Source organism: Streptomyces sp. WMMB303 (assembly GCF_029351045.1).
Classification (GTDB): domain Bacteria; phylum Actinomycetota; class Actinomycetes; order Streptomycetales; family Streptomycetaceae; genus Streptomyces.
The window spans coordinates 6,836,170-6,855,522 of record NZ_JARKIN010000001.1; the positions used below are offsets into that span (position 1 = coordinate 6,836,170).

Sequence of the window (19,353 nt, forward strand, 5' to 3'; positions counted from 1 at the left end):
CCCAGCGTAGTGCGGTCTCCTGCCGCCCGTCCCCCGTCCGGCGTACGCGGACCGGGGCCGGTGCGCCCCGGCGGCGCCCCCGGCACCCCGGCGGCGCCCCGGCGGGCTCACTCCGCTTCGGGGCCCTCCTCGGGCGGCGCCACCCCGTCCGCGCCCACCTGCGCCAGCGCGTGCCGGTTGTAGGCGGCGACGACCTCGCGGGCCGCCCGCGCGTCCCCCGACTCGACGGCGTCCAACAGCGCGTTGTGCCCCGCCCACAGGCGGCCGCGCAGCGAGGCGTGGCGGCGCAGCACCGGGACGGCGTAGACCCAGCACTGGACGCGGAGCCGGTCGAGGAAGTCGCAGACGTAGGGGTTGCCCAGCAGCCCGCTCAACTCCCGCCAGTACCGCAGGTCGTAGGCGATCAGTACGTCCAGGTCCCCGGCGCGGGCCGCGCGTTCGGCCGCGTCGGCGCGGCGGCGTACGGAGCGCACCACCTCGGGCCCCAGACCGTCGAAGGCACGGCGGGCGACCGCCCGCCCGGCCAGGACGGTCCCGCCGCCGGCAGCCCCGTCCGGACCGCCGGCGGCCCCGTCGACGCCCCGGAAGACCCCGTCGACGACGAGCTCCCGCGCCTCGCACATGGCCCGGTAGTCGGCCGCCGTGAACTCGTGCACGCGGAAGCCCCGGTGCTGCTCCACGTCCAGCAGCCCCTGCGCCGCGAGATCGACCAGCGCCTCCCGCACGGGCGTCGCGGAGACGCCGTACTGCTCGGCGATCTCCTTGACGGTGAAGTCCCGGCCGGTGGTGAGCCGGCCGGCCAGGATCTCGTCGCGCAGCGCGGTGGCGATCTGCGAGCGCAGGGTGCTGCGTGTGATCACTCCCCCGTGCTCCCCGTGCCCGCCGCGGCGCCGCCGGTGCCCGCCGTGGTGTGCGCGTCGGCCGCGGTCAGGGCCTCGTCCAGCACGCTCAGCCCTTCCTCGAGGTCGGCCTCGGTGATGTTGCACGGGGGGACGACATGGGTGCGGTTCATGTTCACGAACGGCCACAGGCCGCCGCGCTTGGCCGCGGCGGCGAAGTCCGCCATCGGCGCGTTGTCCGCGCCGGAGGCGTTGTAGGGCACCAGAGGCTCCCGGGTCTCCTGGTCACGCACCAGGTCGAGGGCCCAGAAGACGCCGGTGCCGCGCACCTCGCCGACCGAGGGGTGACGGGCGGCCAGCTCGCGTAGGGCCGGGCCGATGACGGTCTCGCCGAGCCGCGCGGCGTGCTCGACGATGCCCTCCTCCGCCATGGTGCGGAGCGTGGCGACGGCCGCACCGCAGGCCAGCGGGTGACCGGAGTAGGTGAGACCGCCCGGGTAGGGGCGCTGGTCGAATGTCGCGGCGATCTCCCCGGAGATCGCCACCCCGCCGAGCGGCACATAACCGGAGTTGACGCCCTTGGCGAAGGTCAGCAGGTCGGGTACGACGCCGTAGAGGTCGGCCGCGAACCAGGAGCCGGTACGGCCGAAGCCCGCCATCACCTCGTCCAGCACGAGGACGACGCCGTACTTGTCGCAGATCTCCCGCACCCCCGCCAGGTAGCCGGGCGGCGGCATCATGATCCCGGCGGTGCCGGGGATGGTCTCCAGGATGACGGCGGCGACGGTCTGCGGGCCCTCGTACGCGAGGGTCTGTTCCAGGTGTGCCAGCGCGCGCTCGCACTCCTGCTCCTCGGTCTCGGCGTAGAACGGGGTGCGGTAGAGGTGCGGCGCGTGGAAGTGCACGACGCCCGCCGTGCCGCTGTCGGACGCCCAGCGGCGCGGGTCGCCGGTGAGGTTGATCGCCTGCTGGGTACCGCCGTGGTACGAGCGGTAGGCGGAGAGCACCTTGGGGCGGCCGGTGTGCAGCCGGGCCATCCGGATCGCGTGCTCGACGGCGTCGGCACCGCCGTTGGTGAAGAAGATCTTGTCGAGGTCGCCGGGGGTCCGCTCGGCGATCAGCCGGGCCGCCTCGGAGCGCGCCTCGATCGCGAAGGCGGGCGCGAAGGTGCACATCCGCGCCGCCTGCTCCTGGACCGCGGCCACGACCTTGGGGTGCGCGTAGCCGATGTTGGTGAAGACGAGACCGCTGGCGAAATCGAGGTACCGCTTCCCCTCGTAGTCCCAGAAGTGGGAGCCCTGGGCGCCCGCGACCGCCGGAGGGTCTATCAGCCCCTGCGCCGACCAGGAGTGGAACACATGGGCCCGGTCGGCCTCGCGGACCGCCCGGCCGGCGGCCGGGTCCGGGGCGGTCGAGGTGGAGGGGGCGGTGGGAGTGTCCGACGAGGGGTGGTGCGTCGTCACGATCGGTACCTCGGTTCGCTCGCGTGGTGCCCGTCCGGCCCAGGACGGGCGGCTTCCGGGCGGGGAGGCCCCCGGAAGGGTGACAGCCAGCGTAATGTCGCCGCCCCCGGCCGGACGCGGGGAGGGCGGAAGTCTTCCGCGGCCGACACCCGGGTCGGACCGCAGCAGGGCACCGGGACCGCCCGGTGGGAAGCTGCTCCATCCGGTGCGCAGGCTGCTCCGCTCAGTGGGGAAGCTGCTCCACCAGCAGCAGTGCGCCGAGCAGGATCATCGCGACGCCGGAGAGCCGGGTGACGAGGCGGGCCGCGGTCGGCCGGGCCCGCAGCACGGTGCGCGCCAGCGAGCCCAGACCGAGGTAGACGGCCCCGGCCGTGCACATGTGCAGCAGTCCCAGGAGCCCGATCTGGAAGGCGAGCGGCCACTGCCCGTGCTGGTCGGCGAACTGGGGCAGCAACGCGACGTAGAGCAGCAGCGCCTTGGGGTTCAGTCCGCTGACCCCGGCGCCCTTGAGCACCCGGGAGCGGGCGCCCCCGGCCGCGGCGGTGGCGGCGTCGGTGTCGTCGTCGGCCTGCGGCAGCCCGGCCTCCTTCGCACCGGCGAACGTCGTCGCGCCGAGCCAGACCAGGTATCCGGCGCCGAGTGCGGTGAGCGAGGTCAGCACCCCGGGCGTGCGGGCGACCAGCGCGGCCACACCTGCCACGACCACGGCCGTCAGCCCCACGTACCCCAGCATCAGCCCGCCGACGGCGGGCACCACCGACCGGTCCCGCAGCCCGGAGGTGATGGTGAACGCCCAGTCCGCGCCCGGGACGAGGACGAGGAGGAAGGAGAGGGTGAAAAACGCGGCTATGGAACTGACAGCCATGGGGGGGTGTCCCTATGGGTTTCGTCAACCTGTAGGGGCTGGTTGGGGGGTGTAGAAGGTGCCGTCGCGGAGCATCGCGAAGAGCACGTCGGCTCGTCGTCTGGCGAGGCAGAGGAGGGCTTGGGTGTGGTGCTTGCCCTGGGCGATCTTTTTGTCGTAGTAGGTCCTGGATCTGGGCTCGGACAGGGCGGCGAACGCGGACAGGAAGAAGGCCCGTTTGAGTTGCTTGTTTCCTCGCCGGGACGGCTGTTCGCCCCGGATCGAGGACCCCGAGCTGCGGGTCGCCGGGGCCAGGCCGGCGTAAGCGGCGAGGTGGGCGGCTGTGGGGAAGCCGCTGCCGTCGCCCACGTCGATGAGGATCCTGGCTCCGGTCCTGACGCCGATGCCGGGCATGGACGTCAGGACCCGGGAAAGAGGGTGGGCATCCAGGAGTTCCTCGATCCTGGTGGCCAGCAGTTTCCGTTGGTCGAGCACGTTCTGGAGCGAGCCGGCCAGGCTCGGGACGATGAGTGCGGCCGCGTCGGTGCCGGGAACGACAACGGTCTGTTCGTCGAGCGCGGTGAAGATGTCCTCGACGAGTCGTTCGGCCATGCGCGGGGCTTTGGGACGTATGAGGCTGATGAGCCGCCGACGGCCGGCCTTGCGGATCTGGGCCGGGGAACCGAACCGGTCGAGCAGGGTGAGGACGGCCGGGTGCTGGATGCGCGGGCCCAGGACGCGTTCGAGGTGCGGGTGGATCTGGGTGAGCAGGCCGCGGAGGCGGTTGCTGATCCTGGTCGCCTCGCCGGCGAGGTCGTCGTCGAAGCCCACGACCATCTCCAGCTCGGCGACCGCCTCGTCCTCGAGGGCGATCGCGCGGAGGGTGTGAGGCATGGAACGGGCGGCGTCCGCGATGACGAAAGCGTCGCGGGCGTCGGTCTTGGCCTCGCCGGGGTAGAGGTCGGCGATCCTCCGCATCGTCAGTCCGGGAAGGTAGGCGACCTCGCAGCCCATGTCGCGGGCGACCGCGAGGGGCAGGGCCCCGATGGAGGCCGGCTGGTCGACGGCCACGAGCACGGTGCCGTGTTTCGCGGTCAGCTTGCCGAAAACCTCGCGGAGTTTGGGTTCGCTGTTGGGCAGCCGCCGGTCGAACGCCTTCTTCCCGGCCGGGGTGACGGCGGTGGCGTGGTGTTCGCCCTTGCCGACGTCCAGGCCCAGGAAGACGCCGATGTCGCTGATGTCGATCACGTGCAGTCTCCGGTCGTCCTCGCCCGGCCTTGGCACGGCACCGATCGCCACATCCACATTACGAAGAGCCTCCCGACCTGCGAAGAAGCCGGTGGTCATGTCCCTAATCAGCGGTCTGTCGATGCCTCCGGAACTGGTGACACCACCCCCCGGGCCATACGTTCGACAGGGGGACACAGTCATGCCAGCTCCAGAGGCCGGGAGCCCCGTTGCGAGGCCACGAAAACGGTAATGGGCGATCCCTTTCGCTCTGGCGGGAGTGCGGGAGGAACAATAGGAAGTTCAGCCCCGAAAGTGCTCCCCGGAATCCTCCGCAGTGCCGCCTGCGGTGGAATAATCTTCCCCATGGACGACATGGATCGGCAGATTCTTGCGGAGCTCCAGAACGACGGTCGGCTGACGGTCACCGAGCTGGCCGCACGGGTGGGGCTCAGCCTCTCCCCGTGCCACCGGCGACTGCGGGAACTGGAGCGCAGCGGCGCCATCCGCGGCTACCGCGCCGTGGTCGACACCGACGCGGTGGGGCTGACCTTCGACGCGCTCGTCTTCGTCACCATGCGCCAGGAGGACCGCACCACCATCTCCGCCTTCGAGCAGGCCCTGACCGAGCTGCCGCAGGTCGTCCAGGCCCAGCGGCTCTTCGGCGACCCGGACTACCTGCTCCGTGTCATCACCGCCGACCTGCCCGCCTTCCAGCGGCTCTACGACGAGAACCTCGCCACCCTGCCCGGCGTCCAGCGGCTGAGCTCCACGCTGGTGATGAAGCACGTGGTGCACGAGCGGCCACTGCCCGCCTGAGCCGCACCGCCCTCCGCCGCCGCCCGGGCCGCCGGGGCGCGCCGCTCCGCGTGCCCGGAAGCACGCGGGGAACCCGGATCCCCTCGGGATATCCGGGATATCCGGAACACCCGGGACGCCCGCCGGGCGGCGGGCGGATCGCGAAAGATTGACAGGGTGCTGCCATTTTGACAGAATGCTGTCATTACCTCGAGCGCCCGGAGGCCGCCATGACCGTTCACCTCGCCGTGTACGACACCCTCGCCGACTGGGAGTACGGGCACGCCGTCGCCCACATCCCCGGCGGCGTACGCACCGTCGGCCTGACCGGCGCCACCGTCACCACCAAGGGCGGACTGCGCATCGAGCCGGACCTGACACTGGACGGCCTGCGCCCCCTCGACAGCAGCATGCTGATCCTTCCCGGCGCCGACACCTGGACGAGCGGCACGCTCACCGCCTTCGCCTACACCGCGCGGGAGTTCCTGCACGAGGGCGTACCCGTCGCGGCCATCTGCGGAGCCGTGTACGGGCTCGCGGACGAGGGGCTGCTCGACGAGCGCGCGCACACCGCCGCGGCGCCCGAGTTCCTGCGCGCCGCCAACGGCTACCGGGGCGCGGCGCACTACCGCGACGCCGACGCCGTCACCGACCGCGACCTGATCACGGCCGGGCCGACCGAACCCGTCGCCTTCGCCCGCGAGATCCTGAACCGCCTGGGCGTCTTCGAGCCGCCCGTGCTGGATGCCTTCCACCGGCTGTACCAGCACTCCGACCCGGAGGCGTACGCGGTGTTCGCGGCGACGCAGGTATGAGCGGTACGCCGGACACGGCCGGACACCCGCGCGACACCGAACTGCTGAGCGAGACCGCGCTGGCCGTCTTCCGGCTCAACGGCCAGTTCCTCGCCGCCTCCGAAGTACTCGCCCGCCCGGCCGGGCTGACCGCCGCGTGGTGGCAGGTGCTCGGCGCCGTGCTCCGCGAACCGCTGCCCGTCTCCGGGATAGCCCGCGCCATGGGCATCACCCGGCAGAGCGTCCAGCGGATCGCCGACCTCCTGGTCGAGCGGGGCCTCGCGGCGTACGAACCCAACCCCGCCCACCGCCGCGCCAAACTGCTCGCCCCCACCCCCGAGGGGCGCACCGCCGTGGCGGGTATCGACCCCGGGCACGCCGAGCTGGCCCGGCGGCTGAGCGAAGAACTGGGCGGCGACCGGGAATTCGCCCGGGTCGCCGAGGCGCTGCGCCGGCTCTCGGGCGCGATGGCGGCGCTGCACCCGGAGGCCTGACCGGCTCGCCCCGCCCGGCCCCGGCGTCTCGCACGGCCGCCGCGTCGCACCGCGGCGGCCGTGCCGCACGGCCGCCGCTTCCTGCTTCGGCTCGCCGCCGCGTCCTACTTCGGATCCAGGTCCCGGCGCCGGAACCCCGCCAGCCCGGTGGCGATCAGGGCGGCGGCCACCAGCGTCAGGAGGACCATCGGGGTCCAGCTCATCTCCGCGGCGGGGAGCTGCGGGACGTGGCTGAAGGGAGAGAGGGCGCCGAAGGCGTCGGGCAGCCCGGAGAGCTTGCCGAGATAGCCGACGGCGAACCCGTAGGCGGGGACGATCCAGGCCAACCGGGTCGCGCGGGGCGCCCAGCCGTACACCAGGGCGGCGGCCCCGCCGGTCACCCACAGCGCCGGCGCGTAGGCCAGCCCCGCGCCCAGCAGCCGTACGCCCAGGTCTCCGTCGTGTGTGGCGGCGGCACCGGTCAGGGCCAGGGAGAGGGAGCCCAGCAGCAGCACGAGCGTGCCCCCGCCCAGCGCGGCCACCAGGTGCGAGGCCAGCCAGCGCGACCGGGACAGGCCGGTGGCCAGCAGGGGTTCGGCGCGTCCGGAGGTCTCCTCGGCGCGCGGCCGCAGCGCGACCAGGACCACGAAGAGAGAGGCGACGACGGCGACGATCAGCAGGATCGTGGAGGCGAACGACTCGACCAGCGTCCCGCCCGCCTCGGCGAGCGCCTCGCGGACCTCGGCCAGGTCCTTGAGCATGTCCTCGGCTCCGCCGAGGAGCGAGCCGTACATCGCGCCGAGCACCAGCAGCGCCGCACCGAACCCGGCGCACAGTCCGCGGTGCAGCCGGACGGCGAAGCCGACCGGGTGGGTGAGGGCCGCGGACGCTCCGGCCCGGCCCGTCCGAGGCGGCAGCAGTCCGGCGCCCACGTCGCGCCGGGTGCTGAGCAGATATCCGGCGGCGGCGGTACCGGCGGCCAGCGCGAGTGCGGGCAGCAGCGGCCACCAGCGGTCGTCGGCGAAGGGGTAGCTGCGCTGGATCCAGCCGATGGGGGAGCACCAGGAGAGCGCGTCGGGTCCGACGTCGCCCGCGGCCCGCAGCGCGTAGGCGGCGCCGAGGGCGGCCAGCGCCGCCCCGGTGGCGGTTCTGCCGTGCGAGGAGAGCTGCACGGTCACGGCGGCGACGCCCGCGAAGACCAGGCCGACGACGGTGAGCGCGGCGCCGTAGAGCAGGGCGCCGCCCGCCGTGGCGCCGCCGAGACCCGTGGCGGGCAGCAGGACCGCGAGCAGCAGCCCGAGCACCGTGTCGGCCGCCGCCGCGGTGGCGAGGGCCGCGGTGAGGGTGGCGTGCCGGCCGACGACGCCGGAGCGGAGGAGTTCGGCGATGCCGGTCTCCTCGTCGGCGCGGGTGTGCCGGACCACGGTCAGCACGTTCATCAGCCCGACCAGGACGGCGCCGTAGCCGAGCATCAGCATGCTGAGCACGGCCGCGGGCGTGGGGTCGGCGAGGTAGTGCTCGGGGCCGGTCATCGCGAGCATGGCGGGGCCGCCGAGGGTCGCGGCCGTGTCGGCGGCCTCACCCGGGTCGTCCGGCGCCAGGTCCGTGGCCTGCTGGAGGCTGGAGAAGGTGACCAGGAGGACGGCCAGCATCCACACGGGCAGCCGCACCCGGTCGCGGCGCAGGGCGAAGCGGAGGAGTACGCCGGTTCCGGTGAGCGCGCCGCCGCCGGGCTCGACCTGGCGGTTTCCGGCCCCGGTGCGGGCCGGCGCGACTCGGGTGGTGGTGCTCATCGCGGGCCGCCTTCCGGCGCGTCGGTGCCGGTACGGGTGCCCGAGTCGGCCGCGGCCGGGTGCGGTACCGGGTGGCCGCGGCCGGTCAGGTCGTCGCCGTAGTGCCGCAGCATCAGCTCCTCGAGGGTGGGCGGGTGGCTGACGAGGCTGCGGAGGCCGAGCCCGCCGAGGTGGCGTACGACGGCGTCGAGGTGTCCGCCGTCGACGGCGAAGTACGCCCGGCCGCCGTCCGTCCGCAGGTTGTGGACGCCGGGCAGCTCGCGGAGTCCGTCGAGGGGGCCGTCGGCCTCCGCCTCGATGGTGGTGCGGGTGAGGTGGCGCATCTCGTCGAGCGACCCGGACTGCACGGTCCTGCCCAGCCGGACGATGCTGACCCGGTCGCAGAGCTTCTCGACCTGGGACAGGATGTGGCTGGAGAGCAGGACGGTGCGGCCCTCGGCCTTCGCCTCGAGGATGACGTCCTGGAAGACGACCTCCATCAGCGGGTCGAGCCCTGAGGTCGGCTCGTCCAGCAGCAGCAGTTCGGCGTCCGAGGCGAGCGCGGCGACGAGCGCGACCTTCTGCCGGTTGCCCTTTGAGTAGCTGCGGCCCTTCTTGGTCGGGTCGAGGTCGAACCGCTCGACCAGTTCGGCCCGCTTGGTCGGGTCGATGCCGCCGCGCAGCCGCGCGAGCAGGTCGACGGCTTCGCCGCCGGTGAGGTTCGGCCACAGTTCGACGTCGCCGGGGACGTAGGCGAGCCGCCGGTGCAGGGCCACCGCGTCGTGCCAGGGGTCGGCGCCGAGCAGCCGCGCGGTGCCGCTGTCGGCGCGCAGAAGGCCCAGCAGGATGCGCAGGGTGGTGGACTTGCCCGCCCCGTTCGGGCCGAGGAAGCCGTGCACCTCGCCGGTGGCGACCTCCAGGTCCAGCCCGTCCAGGGCGCGGGCCGTGCCGTAGGTCTTGACGAGGGCGGATACGGAGATCGCCGTGCTGGGGGGCGCCGCGGAGGGGCGGGCGGTCGCGGTCGTGGACGCGTTCATGGTTTGGAAGCTACGCTCATTTCACAAATTTGTGAAGTTAAAGAAGCGTTAGGATCTTCCACAGGGCCCCTGGGCAGGAAGAACGGGAAGAGACGGGCAGACGTGTCAGACGACTCCGCGGCGGACGACCGGACCACAGAGGACCACCGGACCACAGAGGACCGCCGGAGGACCGCGGACCGCCAAGAGGCGGCGGACCACCCGGAGGTGGCGGACTACCGCACGAGGGTGTCCCCCTTCGTCGAACGGTTCGCCGCCGACCTCACCGAGGCGGGCATGCAGCGCATGGCGTCCCGCGTCTTCGCCTGCCTGCTCGCCTCCGAGGAGGGCGCCCTCACCTCCGCCGAACTCGGCGACCGGCTCCAGGCCAGCCCCGCCGCCATCTCCGGCGCCGTGCGCTACCTCTCCCAGGTCGCGCTGGTCTCCCGGCAGCGCGACCCCGGCTCCCGCCGCGAGCGCTACATGCTGCACCAGGACGTCTGGTACACCAGCCTGCTCAGCCGCGACCACGTCCTCGGCCGGTGGCTGGGCACCCTGAACACCGGCGCGGACGACCTCGGCGCCGACACCCCCGGCGGACGCCGGGTGCGGGAGAGCGCGGAGTTCCTGGAGTTCATGCGCACCGGTCTGGAGGACATGCTCAACCGCTGGCACGCCCGCCGGCAGTCCGAGTGACCGGTACCCGGGTGACCGAGACCCGGGCGGCCGGCACCGGAGCGGCTCACCCCGCCGGAAGCACCAGGTGCCAGGCCCGGGGCAGCACGGTCCAGGTACGGGACGCGGCAGGAGCCGCCGGAACACCGGAGTCGGCGTCCGCGTCGGCACGGTAGCGGAACCCGGGGAACCCCTCCGGCGCGGAGACCGTGACCGTGTGCGCCCGCACCCGCAGCGGCGTGCCCGCCAGCGGCTGGACGGACACCTCGGCGAGCCCGCCGGTACCCGTCGTACGCACCGTCACGTCCGTCACCGGCCGGTCCGGACCGGCCACCACCGCGCCGTCCGCCTCCACCCGCAGCCACTGGCCGCCGCGCACCGCCGGCCGGCGGGAAGGAGTCGGGGACGGCGGCACGGGCCGCCCCGCGGCCGCCGGCGGCAGCGCGCCGTGCTCCCCGGACGCCCGCCCGCGCCCGTGGGCCGGCATCGCGCGCGTCAGGGCCCGGTACATCCGCCGCCACTGCCCGGAGCGGCCGGCTCCGTCCGGGTCCCGCTCGGTGCGCTCCTCCCGGCGGGGCGAGCGCGCGGCCGGAGAGGCTTCGGTGCGCACCCCACCCAGCACGACGCCGTCCTCGTCGTCGACCAGCAGATCCATGGGGTGCGGGTTGCCGCGCAGCACCGCGCGGGCGGCCGAGACCGCGTCCATCGGCAGTCCGAGGCTGCGCGCCAGGGCGACCGAGGGGCCGTCGCCCACCGGCACCACCGACAGCGCCGTGGCCCCCAGCGCGCGCTCCTCGTGCAGATACCGGACGGCGTGCAGCAGGGCCCGGTCGTCACCGACCAGGACGGGGCGTCTGCTGCCACGACGGGCCAGCAGCCGCGGCGTCTGCGCGGGATCGTCGGGCAGGCACAGCTTGAGACCCGGCGTCGCCGCCCGCAGCACATCGCGTGCGATGCGTACGGACTCGGCGTCCGCGAGCCGGGCGACCGGGTCGACGACCAGGAGCAGCGGAACCTCCCCCCGGCTCTTCGAGCAGGTGCCCCCGGCGGCCCGGGCCACGCCCGCGGGGGGCCTCGCGGAATCTGGAGCCGACACCACGGTCCTTCCTCATGAATCCGGAGGGATCCGGATGGTTCCGACGGGTGATATGAGGTGTTACGCGTGTTACAGGTGGTTCCGATCGGTGTTTCCGACGGATACGCACGGTGCTGCGGCGGTACTGGTTCGTACGCCTGTCCGGGCCGGAGCACTCCCCTGTTCGTCACCCGGGAGAATTGTTCGGTAATCTCTCGGTGCAAGAGCCCCTGCCGCTGTTGCGCCAGGGGCTTCCTCTATCGGGGTACCGGACTGCGGCTCTTGCGAGGGTGCCGATCGGCGCCACCGCACGTGGGACATGCCCCGCCCGGAAGGGGTGTACGCCTGTGCCCGCACTTGTGCTGCTCGGTGCTCAGTGGGGTGACGAAGGCAAGGGAAAGGCCACCGACCTGCTCGGCGGCTCCGTGGATTACGTGGTGCGCTACCAGGGCGGCAACAACGCCGGCCACACGGTCGTCGTCGGCGACCAGAAGTACGCGCTGCACCTCCTCCCTTCCGGGATCCTCTCCCCGGGGTGCACCCCGGTCATCGGCAACGGCGTCGTCGTCGACCCCTCGGTCCTGCTCTCCGAGCTGAGCGGACTCCAGGAGCGCGGCGTCGACACCTCCAAGCTGCTGGTGAGCGGTAACGCGCATCTGATCACGCCATATCACGCGACGCTCGACAAGACGACGGAACGGTTTCTGGGCAAGCGCCGGATCGGCACCACCGGCCGGGGCATCGGCCCCAGCTACGCCGACAAGATCAACCGGGTCGGCATCCGGGTCCAGGACCTGTTCGACGAGTCGATCCTGCTGCAGAAGGTCGAGGCCGCGCTCGACTTCAAGAACCAGGTGCTCGCCAAGCTCTACAACCGCCGCGCGATCTCCCCGCAGCAGGCCACCGAGGAGCTGCTGGGCTACGCGGAGCAGCTCAAGGGCTTCGTCGCGGACACCACGCTGATCCTCAACGACGCCATCGACGAGGGCAAGGTCGTCCTGTTCGAGGGCGGCCAGGGCACGCTGCTGGACGTGGACCACGGCACCTACCCGTTCGTCACCTCCTCCAATCCGACCGCCGGCGGCGCCTGCACCGGCGCCGGCGTCGGCCCGACGAAGATCAACCGGGTCATCGGCATCCTGAAGGCATACACCACACGGGTGGGCGCGGGGCCGTTCCCGACGGAGCTGTTCGACGACGACGGCGAGGCGCTGCGCCGCATCGGCGGCGAGTTCGGCGTCACCACGGGCCGCAACCGGCGCTGCGGCTGGTTCGACGCGGTCATCGCCCGCTACGCGACCCGCGTCAACGGGCTGACCGACTTCTTCCTCACCAAGCTGGACGTGCTCACCGGCTGGGAGCAGATCCCGGTGTGCGTCGCCTACGAGATCGACGGCGAGCGCACCACCGAGCTGCCCTACAACCAGAGCGACTTCCACCACGCCCAGCCGGTCTACGAGTACCTGCCGGGCTGGAGCGAGGACATCACCAAGGCGAAGACCTTCGGCGACCTCCCCAAGAACGCCCAGGCGTACGTGAAGACGCTGGAGGAGATGTCCGGAGCCCCCATCTCCGCCATCGGCGTCGGCCCGGGCCGCGACGAGACGATCGAGATCAACTCCTTCCTCTGAGCACCCCGGCCCGTAGGCTCCGGGCTCTCCCCCGGCCCGCCGCAGTCGCACGGCTCTCCGGCCCCGCAGTCGCACGGCCCGGTCCGTGCGGCTGCGGGCCGGACCACTACGCTGCCCCGCGTGCAGCTCGCCGTGGACGGCACCGTCGTCGTGTCGGTCCTCCTCTCCCTGGCCCTCGCCACCCGGCTCCCGCTCGCCGCGACCGCCCGGTGGCTGCCCGGCCCGCGCCCCGCGCCGCCGGCCGGTCCGTCCGTCAGCCCCTCCGCCGGGCCGCCGCACGGTGTCCGTGTCCGGTGGGGACGACGGCGGCCCCCGTCCGGCGCGGGCCGGTCCCGCCGGGTGCCGGGACCGCTCGGTCTGCTCGGGCTGCTGGTCGGGGCCGTACTGGTCAACCAGATCGCCGTCGTGGTCCACATCCGGCGGGTGCACGGCGGCGACCCCGGCTTCGTGGCCCGGTATCTGCCGCCCGGCTGGTTCGAACTGCCGGCAGCGGACTGGCCGCCGACCCGGCTCGCGGCACACTGGCCCTGGCCCGAGGTGCTGGCCGGGTCCGTGCTGCGGGTCCAGGCCGCCCTCGAACTCCCGCTCGTGCTGCTGGCCTTCGCGGTGGTGCTGCGGTGGCTGGACGACGGGCTGTACCGCCGGGTATTCACCTCCCCGCTGCTGCTGGTGGCCGCGCTCGCCTACACGGCGGTCTTCTGCGCCGTCGAATGGGACCTGCGCAACCCGTGGACCACGGACGACCTGCTGATCCGGTGCGCGTCAGCACTGGTGACCCCGCCGCTGCTGGCGGCGGCTGCCCGGCACGGAGCACCCGGCCGGACGCCGCCCGCTGGACTCCCCCGACCCCGACCCCGACCCCGGCCCCGGCCCCGGCCGCTGTCCGCCGGGCGGCTGCTGCTCTTCCTCGGATCCCTCGCCTCCTTCGGCGGACTCGTCCTGCTCGCCTACGACACGCTGCTCCTCTACAACCTGGGGCGGCTGGAGGCACGGCTGCCCTTCGTCGCCGGATGCGCCGTCGTCCTCGCCGGCTGCCGGACGGCCGACCGGCGGCGGCGCACCGGCCCGGACGCGGGACCCGCCGTCGCCTTCCTCGGCCACGCCCTGCGCCGCTTCCTGCTGCTGTTCTTCGCCCCGGCGCTGGCCGTGCGGTACGGCGTCGTCTTCGGCACCCCGGCGCTGGCAGCCGGTGCCGGACTGCTGCTCGGCGCGGTGGCCGCGGCTCTCGCGCTGCGGGACACGCTCACCGCCGAGTCCGCCGGGACCGCCGCTCCCGGGCGGCTGCTGCTGCGGCTGGCCGCCGCCGCGGTCGCGGGCACGGCCGCCGGTTGGGGTGCGGCGCGGGTGATGAGCGGCGGCTACTACGAGACGGCGCTGCTCGCCGCCGCCGCGGCGTTCCTGGCGGTGGCGGTCGGCGTGTGCGTCCTCGGCGACGCCTGGGACGCGCGCCGTTCACCCGTGCGAGTGAAAGTGTGAAGATCGTCCCCGGTGCCGGGTCCGGGCCGGGCGACGCTGGCTTTCGCCTGGAAGGAGGTGCAACATGACGGTTATGGCCGAGCGCACGTCTCACATGACGGCGGAGGAGTTCGAACGGCTCGCCTCCACCGCCCCCGAGACCGTCACGTTGGAGTTCATCGACGGACGTATCGGAGAAAAAGCCGTGCCGGACGGAGACCACGAGACCATCGTCATGTGGCTGCTGAGGCAGTGCATGCAGTCCCGTTCCGAACTCGACCTCCACACCTCCCAGGGGCTGAAGGCCGGCGCCTACCGGAAGGGGAGAGTGCGCCCGGACGGCTCCCTCGCGCCCATCGCCCACTTCGCCGGGCAGGGCGAGTGGGCCGATCCCGCGGGTGTGCTGATGACCGTGGAGGTCACCTCCTACGACTCCGACACCGACCGGCGCGACCGGCAGGAGAAGCCGGCCGCGTACGCCGCAGTCGGCATCCCGGTCTATCTCCTCGTCGACCGCGACCGGTACGAAGTCGTCGTCCACACCAACCCGGACCGGGAAGCGGGCCGCTACCGCGACCTGCACACCGCGTCCTTCGGTGAAGAGGTGGTGCTCCCCGAGCCGGTCGGGTTCACGCTGGAGACCGACACGCTGAAGAACTACGCCCGCTGACCCCGGCTGCCGCGCCGGAGCCGCAGCAGCCGGCCCGCCGCACCGTGCGAGAGCGCGGTCGCCGCGGCGGCGGTCGCGAGGCCGACGGCGAGGTCGCGGGGCGCTGCCGGGCGGAGCACGCCCGCGTCCAGCAGCCGCCCGCGGGCCCAGGCCGTGAACGGGATGACCAGCAGCGGCGAGGTGACCGAGCCGGGGGTGTAGCCGCGGACAGCGGCGGCCTGCGCCAGATGGACGAAGCCGTGCAGCCCGAAGCCGGTGAGCGCCCCCTGGTAGAAGCCGCTGCGCCCGCCCGTGCGGTGGCCGTCGGCCGCGGCCGCCGCCACGATGACGCCCATGACGCCGACCGCCGTGGCGAACCGGCGTCCGTCCAGCGACTCCATCCGCTCCCACACCGCCTCGGGCACGCCGGGTATCCGCTCCCGCAGCTCGGGCACCCGGGTCCGGGTCCAGCGGGGCACCATGGCCACCTCCTCCGCGTCGTGCAGTGCCCATGCGGCGAAGAGCCCCAGGGTGACGCCGACGCCGACCGCTCCGGCGGGGTCCGCGTCGCGCGCTGCCGCAGCGGCCCCCGCCACGTTCGTCCGCTCGGTGTCCACATCCGTACGCATGTCCGTGTGCATGACGGAAGTGTGCCGGGGCGACCGCAGGGCCCCGCGGGCACCCCCGGTCGGCTCAGGTCCCGTTCGGCCGGGAGGCGCCCGTGCGGGGTAGATGAGCGGCACGTACGGACTAATGATGATCGTTCCGGTGCGCGGTGTGGAAGAGGTCTCGACGCACAGCCAGAACCGCGCGAGACCGCGCACCAGACCCGCAAGGAGCACCCATGCGCATCCGCACCGCGACCGCAGCCGCCGTGCTGGCGACCGCCGCCGTCCTCGGCTCGGCGGGCACCGCCTTCGCCGGCAACTCCTGGAACTCGTACGCGCAGGACTTCAGCGACCACATCCTGAACGCGCGAGTGAGCAGCAGCGACAACGACACCACGTCCGTGAAGTCGTTCCAGATCAACCACATCCACGACAACGTGGTGACGAACATCAACAGCGGCCTCGCCATCGGCGAGCTCGAACTCGACTGAGCCCGCCCCTCCTGAGGGCGCCCCGCGCGCCCGCGCCCGCTCCGGCCCCGCACACCGCGGGGCCGGACGCGTGTGCGCTGCGGATGCGCACGAGCGTGCGCCCCCAGGGGGCTAGCGGAGCGACCTGACGAGCACGTCGAAGGCCGGGGTGCGCGGGGTGATGGGCGCGTAGTGGCCCACGCCGGGCAGCAGGTGCAGCCGAGCACCCCAGTTGTTGGCGTAGCGGCGGGACAGCTCGATGGGCACCTCCTGGTCCGCGGTGCCGTGCAGGATCTCCACCGGTGTGCGGGGCAGCAGCCGCATCGGGTCCGCCTCTTCCAGCGCCGAGGCGACCTGCTCCTCGCCCCCGAGGAAGTCGGAGACGACGCCGCCGTTCAGCCGCGCCGCATGGGCCCGCTCCAGGTCGGCGACCGGCGCCGCCACCACCACCCGCCCGGCGGCCCGCTCCCGCGCGGCCGCGGCCCACAGCGCCAGGTGCCCGCCCGCCGAGTGGCCGAACAGCACACTGGGCGGAGCGCCCAGCAGGTCGAGCGCGGCACCGACGTCCTCGGCGGTCGCGGGCCAGCCGCCGCCTCCGCCCACTCTGCGGTACTCGACCAGCGCCACCGGTATGCCCTGGCCCGCCAGCGCCGCGGCGAACGGCGACAGATGGCCGCGGTCCCACCGCTCCCGCCAGAAGCCGCCGTGCAGCAGCACCACCCGGCCACCGGGCGCGCCCTCCCCGTACAGATCGACGACCTGCGAGGGGTGCGGCCCGTACCGCTCCTGGCGGTCCGGGGCCGCCGCCGGGAGGGCCAGCAGCGCCTTCTCCTCGTCCTGGCTCATCGTGCTCCCCCGATCACTTCGCCCAGGACGCGGGCAGCGCGCTCGGCGTCCCGGAACGAAGTGTAGAGCGGGGTGAATCCGAAGCGCAGGACACCGGGGCGGCGGAAGTCCCCGACGACGCCGCGCGCGATCAGCTCCTTCATCACCGGTTCCGCCTGCTCCGGCGGATCGCACAGCAGCGCGATCTGGCTGCCGCGCCGGGCGTGTTCGGCCGGTGTCAGGGACCGGACACCGAGCGCGCCGCCGTCCGCGTGGGCGGCGACGCAGCGCAGGAAGAAGTCCGTGAGCGCCAGCGACTTGGCCCGCACATCCTGGATCCCGACCCCGTCCCAGACGCCGAGCGAGGTCTCCAGCGCGGCCATCGAGAGGATGTCGGGGGTGCCCACCCGGCCGCGTACCGCACCGCTCGCGGGCGTGTAGTCCGGCGCCATGGCGAACGGGTCGGCGTGCGAGTTCCAGCCGGGCAGCGGGGAGTCGAACCGCTCCTGCAGGGCGCTGCGCACATAGAGGAAGGCGGGCGAACCCGGGCCGCCGTTGAGGAACTTGTAGGTGCACCCCACCGCGAAGTCCACGCCGTGCGCGTCCAGCTCCACGGGCAGCGCACCGGCGCTGTGGCACAGGTCCCAGACCGCCAGGGCGCCCGCCGCGTGCGCGGCCGACGTGAGCGCGGGAAGCGCGCGGAGCTCTCCGGTGCGGTAGTCGACGTGGTTGAGCAGCACGGCGGCGGTGCGCGGGCCCAGCGCCGCGTGCACCTCTTCGGGCGGTACGGCGCGCACCGTGCAGCCGGTGAGCCGGGCCGCGGACTCGGCGATGTAGCCGTCGGTGGGGAAGGTCGCCGCGTCCACCAGCAGCTCACCGCGGTGCGGGTCCTGCTCGCGGGCGATCCGGACCGCGCCGACCAGCGCCTTGAGGAGGTTCACGCTCGTCGAGTCGGAGACGACGACCTGCCCCGGCCCGGCGCCGACGAGCGGGGCCACCAGCTCGCCGACCCGCTCCGGCATCGTCCACCAGCCGGACTCCGCCCACGAGCGGATCCGCAGCCGGCCCCACTCGCGGGAGACGACGTCGGCGAGCCGTTCCTCGACGGCCCTGGGCAGCGCGCCCAGGGAGTTCCCGTCGAGGTAGACGGTGGCCGGGTCGAGCACGAACCGCTCCCGCAGCGCGGCGAGCGGGTCGGCGGCGTCCAGGGCCTGTGCTTCCGCGGCGAGTGCCTCGGCGGCCGGGCCCCGGGCCGCCGCGCGCGCGGCGACGGGTGCGTCCGCGGCTTCGGCTGATCCGCGGTCAGACATGGCTGCGTGCCGTCCACAGCTCGGGGAACACCTGCTTGGCCGCCCGCTTCTCCAGCCAGGCGACCCCGGACGAGCCACCGGTGCCGACCTTGGCTCCCATCGCCCGGCGGGTGGCCACGAGGTGGTCGTTGCGCCAGCGCCACACCAGCTCGGCGACCTCGGTCAGCGCCTCGCCCAGCCGGTGCGCCGCGGAGCCCGGGTCACCCGCGTAGACGCGTACCCAGACCGCCTCGACGCCCGGGTCGGGCTCGTACCGGGCGGCGACGTCCCGGCGCAGCACCGCCTCGGGGACCTCCGCGCCGTGCCGGGCCAGGAAACGCAGCGCCTCGTCGTAGAGGCCCGGCTCCTGGAGCGCCTTCTCCAACTCGGCGTACACCCGCGGCGCCCCTCGGTGCGGCACCAGCATGGAGGCCGACTTCTCGCCCAGCAGGAACTCCATCCGCCGGTACATCGCGGACTGGAAACCGGACCCGTCCCCCAGCGCCGCCCGGTAGGCGTTGAACTGGGCGGGGGTGAGATGCGCCAGCGGCTCCCAGGACGCGTTGAGCGACCGCAGCTCGTGGGTGGAGCGCTTCAGGGCTGCCAGCGCGCCCTCGGTGTCGTCCCGCCGCAGCGCCGCGGCGGCCGTCTGCCACTCGTGCACGATGACGGTGAACCACAGCTCCATCACCTGGGTGGTGACGAGGAACGCCAGCTCCCCGGGGTCGTCGGAGAGCGGTTCCTGGAGGTGGGTGAGGACGTCCGCGCGGACGTAGTCCTCATACGGTGTGGTGCCCGCGAAATCCAGTACCGGGGCATCGGGGTCGTGTGACATCGCTGTCTCCACTCACTGTGCGTCCGGGTAGCGGTCCGCCCCTTCCGGATAGACATCGGAGCCCCGGTCCCCTCGGGCCCTGCGGGCCCACGGGGCATCATGCGCGCTACGCGGCGGCGGCGGCAAGGTCACCGCTCTCCGCAGGCTCCCTCACCGCCGCCGTGCGCCCGCCGGCCACCGGCCGGGGGCTCAGCCCAGGGTCGAGGCAGCGGTGGGCGAGCTCTCCTTCAGGAAGGAGGAGCAGCGCTCGTACTCATCCTGCTCCCCGATCGCCTCGGCCGCACGCGCGAGCGCGTGCAGCGCACGCAGGAAGCCGCGGTTCGGCTCGTGCTCGAACGGCACGGGCCCGTGCCCCTTCCAGCCGTTCCGGCGCAGCGCGTCCAGCCCGCGGTGGTAACCGGTGCGCGCGTAGGCGTACGACTCCACGACGCGGCCCGCCTCGAACGCGTCGTCGGCGAGCTGCGCCCACGCCAGCGACGAGGTGGGGTACTGCGCGGCGACCTCGGAGGGCGCCGTCCCGGCGGCGAGCAGCTCGCGCGGCCCGGGGTCGTCGGGGAGGTGGGTCGGGGGCGGACCCCCGAGCAGGTTCTCGTGAATGGCCATGGCCCCAGTGTG

The 19,353-nt window shown here is 73.6% G+C and carries 20 protein-coding genes; 8 read left to right on the forward strand and 12 right to left on the reverse strand.

Annotation, left to right across the window (positions count from 1 at the left end; genetic code table 11):
- Positions 1-107: 107 nt before the first annotated feature.
- From P2424_RS29625 to P2424_RS29640, 4 genes are all read right to left on the reverse strand, one after another.
- The gene (locus P2424_RS29625) at positions 108-860 is read right to left on the reverse strand and encodes a GntR family transcriptional regulator (RefSeq protein WP_276478724.1); all 753 of its coding nucleotides are present in this window, start codon (positions 858-860) and stop codon (positions 108-110) included.
- Positions 857-2,302: an aspartate aminotransferase family protein gene (locus P2424_RS29630; RefSeq protein ID WP_276478725.1), complete on the reverse strand. Its 1,446-nt coding sequence runs from the start codon at positions 2,300-2,302 to the stop codon at positions 857-859. Before P2424_RS29630 ends, P2424_RS29625 begins: the two co-directional genes overlap by 4 nt.
- 223 nt (positions 2,303-2,525) lie before the next feature.
- On the reverse strand, positions 2,526-3,167 hold the full coding sequence (locus tag P2424_RS29635) for a LysE family translocator (protein ID WP_276478726.1): 642 nt from the start codon (positions 3,165-3,167) through the stop codon (positions 2,526-2,528).
- Between the two features lie 24 nt (positions 3,168-3,191).
- Positions 3,192-4,394, reverse strand: coding sequence for an IS110 family transposase (locus tag P2424_RS29640; RefSeq protein WP_276478848.1), 1,203 nt, complete (start codon positions 4,392-4,394; stop codon positions 3,192-3,194).
- 345 nt (positions 4,395-4,739) lie between these two features.
- On the opposite strand from P2424_RS29640, the gene P2424_RS29645 reads away from it, so the two are divergent.
- From P2424_RS29645 to P2424_RS29655, 3 genes are all read left to right on the forward strand, one after another.
- Positions 4,740-5,192, forward strand: coding sequence for an Lrp/AsnC family transcriptional regulator (locus tag P2424_RS29645; RefSeq protein WP_019355060.1), 453 nt, complete (start codon positions 4,740-4,742; stop codon positions 5,190-5,192).
- A gap of 209 nt (positions 5,193-5,401) precedes the next feature.
- Complete coding sequence (locus tag P2424_RS29650; protein ID WP_276478727.1) at positions 5,402-5,986, forward strand: DJ-1/PfpI family protein; 585 nt, start codon at positions 5,402-5,404, stop codon at positions 5,984-5,986.
- Positions 5,983-6,459: a MarR family transcriptional regulator gene (locus P2424_RS29655; RefSeq protein WP_276478728.1), complete on the forward strand. Its 477-nt coding sequence runs from the start codon at positions 5,983-5,985 to the stop codon at positions 6,457-6,459. Before P2424_RS29650 ends, P2424_RS29655 begins: the two co-directional genes overlap by 4 nt.
- 104 nt (positions 6,460-6,563) lie before the next feature.
- On the opposite strand, the gene P2424_RS29660 is transcribed toward P2424_RS29655, so the two are convergent.
- Together P2424_RS29660 and P2424_RS29665 are read right to left on the reverse strand one after the other, a co-directional pair.
- Positions 6,564-8,231, reverse strand: a complete 1,668-nt coding sequence (locus P2424_RS29660; protein ID WP_276478729.1) for an ABC transporter permease — start codon at positions 8,229-8,231, stop codon at positions 6,564-6,566.
- Positions 8,228-9,247, reverse strand: a complete 1,020-nt coding sequence (locus P2424_RS29665) for an ABC transporter ATP-binding protein (RefSeq protein ID WP_276478730.1) — start codon at positions 9,245-9,247, stop codon at positions 8,228-8,230. The genes P2424_RS29660 and P2424_RS29665 overlap by 4 nt, the downstream gene beginning before the upstream one ends.
- 102 nt (positions 9,248-9,349) lie before the next feature.
- On the opposite strand from P2424_RS29665, the gene P2424_RS29670 reads away from it, so the two are divergent.
- On the forward strand, positions 9,350-9,922 hold the full coding sequence (locus P2424_RS29670; RefSeq protein WP_276478731.1) for a MarR family transcriptional regulator: 573 nt from the start codon (positions 9,350-9,352) through the stop codon (positions 9,920-9,922).
- A gap of 46 nt (positions 9,923-9,968) precedes the next feature.
- Here P2424_RS29670 and P2424_RS29675 read toward each other — a convergent pair whose 3' ends face one another.
- The gene (locus tag P2424_RS29675; RefSeq protein ID WP_346660122.1) at positions 9,969-10,997 is read right to left on the reverse strand and encodes a hypothetical protein; all 1,029 of its coding nucleotides are present in this window, start codon (positions 10,995-10,997) and stop codon (positions 9,969-9,971) included.
- A 326-nt stretch (positions 10,998-11,323) separates the two neighbouring features.
- On the opposite strand from P2424_RS29675, the gene P2424_RS29680 reads away from it, so the two are divergent.
- The 3 genes from P2424_RS29680 to P2424_RS29690 all read left to right on the forward strand — a co-directional run bounded on the left by P2424_RS29680 (position 11,324) and on the right by P2424_RS29690 (position 14,732).
- A complete protein-coding gene (locus P2424_RS29680; protein ID WP_276478732.1) occupies positions 11,324-12,607 on the forward strand; it encodes an adenylosuccinate synthase in 1,284 nt (427 codons plus the stop codon).
- Between the two features lie 120 nt (positions 12,608-12,727).
- Positions 12,728-14,083 (forward strand): hypothetical protein, encoded by a 1,356-nt coding sequence (locus tag P2424_RS29685; RefSeq protein ID WP_276478733.1) that lies wholly within the window; start codon positions 12,728-12,730, stop codon positions 14,081-14,083.
- A gap of 64 nt (positions 14,084-14,147) precedes the next feature.
- Positions 14,148-14,732, forward strand: coding sequence for a Uma2 family endonuclease (locus P2424_RS29690; RefSeq protein WP_276478734.1), 585 nt, complete (start codon positions 14,148-14,150; stop codon positions 14,730-14,732).
- On the opposite strand, the gene P2424_RS29695 is transcribed toward P2424_RS29690, so the two are convergent.
- Entirely contained in the window at positions 14,720-15,352 is a 633-nt protein-coding gene (locus P2424_RS29695; RefSeq protein WP_276478735.1) for an HXXEE domain-containing protein, read from the reverse strand. The two genes, P2424_RS29690 and P2424_RS29695, sit on opposite strands and share 13 nt — an antisense overlap.
- A 203-nt stretch (positions 15,353-15,555) precedes the next feature.
- Between P2424_RS29695 and P2424_RS29700 the strand changes: the two genes are divergently transcribed.
- Positions 15,556-15,810 (forward strand): hypothetical protein, encoded by a 255-nt coding sequence (locus tag P2424_RS29700; RefSeq protein ID WP_276478736.1) that lies wholly within the window; start codon positions 15,556-15,558, stop codon positions 15,808-15,810.
- Between the two features lie 111 nt (positions 15,811-15,921).
- On the opposite strand, the gene P2424_RS29705 is transcribed toward P2424_RS29700, so the two are convergent.
- The 4 genes from P2424_RS29705 to P2424_RS29720 all read right to left on the reverse strand — a co-directional run bounded on the left by P2424_RS29705 (position 15,922) and on the right by P2424_RS29720 (position 19,341).
- A complete protein-coding gene (locus P2424_RS29705; RefSeq protein WP_276478737.1) occupies positions 15,922-16,635 on the reverse strand; it encodes an alpha/beta hydrolase in 714 nt (237 codons plus the stop codon).
- Entirely contained in the window at positions 16,632-17,924 is a 1,293-nt protein-coding gene (gene kynU / locus P2424_RS29710; RefSeq protein ID WP_276478738.1) for a kynureninase, read from the reverse strand. Before kynU ends, P2424_RS29705 begins: the two co-directional genes overlap by 4 nt.
- Positions 17,917-18,738: a tryptophan 2,3-dioxygenase family protein gene (locus P2424_RS29715; protein WP_276478739.1), complete on the reverse strand. Its 822-nt coding sequence runs from the start codon at positions 18,736-18,738 to the stop codon at positions 17,917-17,919. Before P2424_RS29715 ends, kynU begins: the two co-directional genes overlap by 8 nt.
- A gap of 189 nt (positions 18,739-18,927) precedes the next feature.
- Positions 18,928-19,341 carry a DUF3151 domain-containing protein gene (locus tag P2424_RS29720; protein ID WP_276478740.1) on the reverse strand — a complete coding sequence of 138 codons (414 nt, stop codon included), beginning with the start codon at positions 19,339-19,341 and terminating at the stop codon, positions 18,928-18,930.
- Positions 19,342-19,353: the final 12 nt, after the last annotated feature.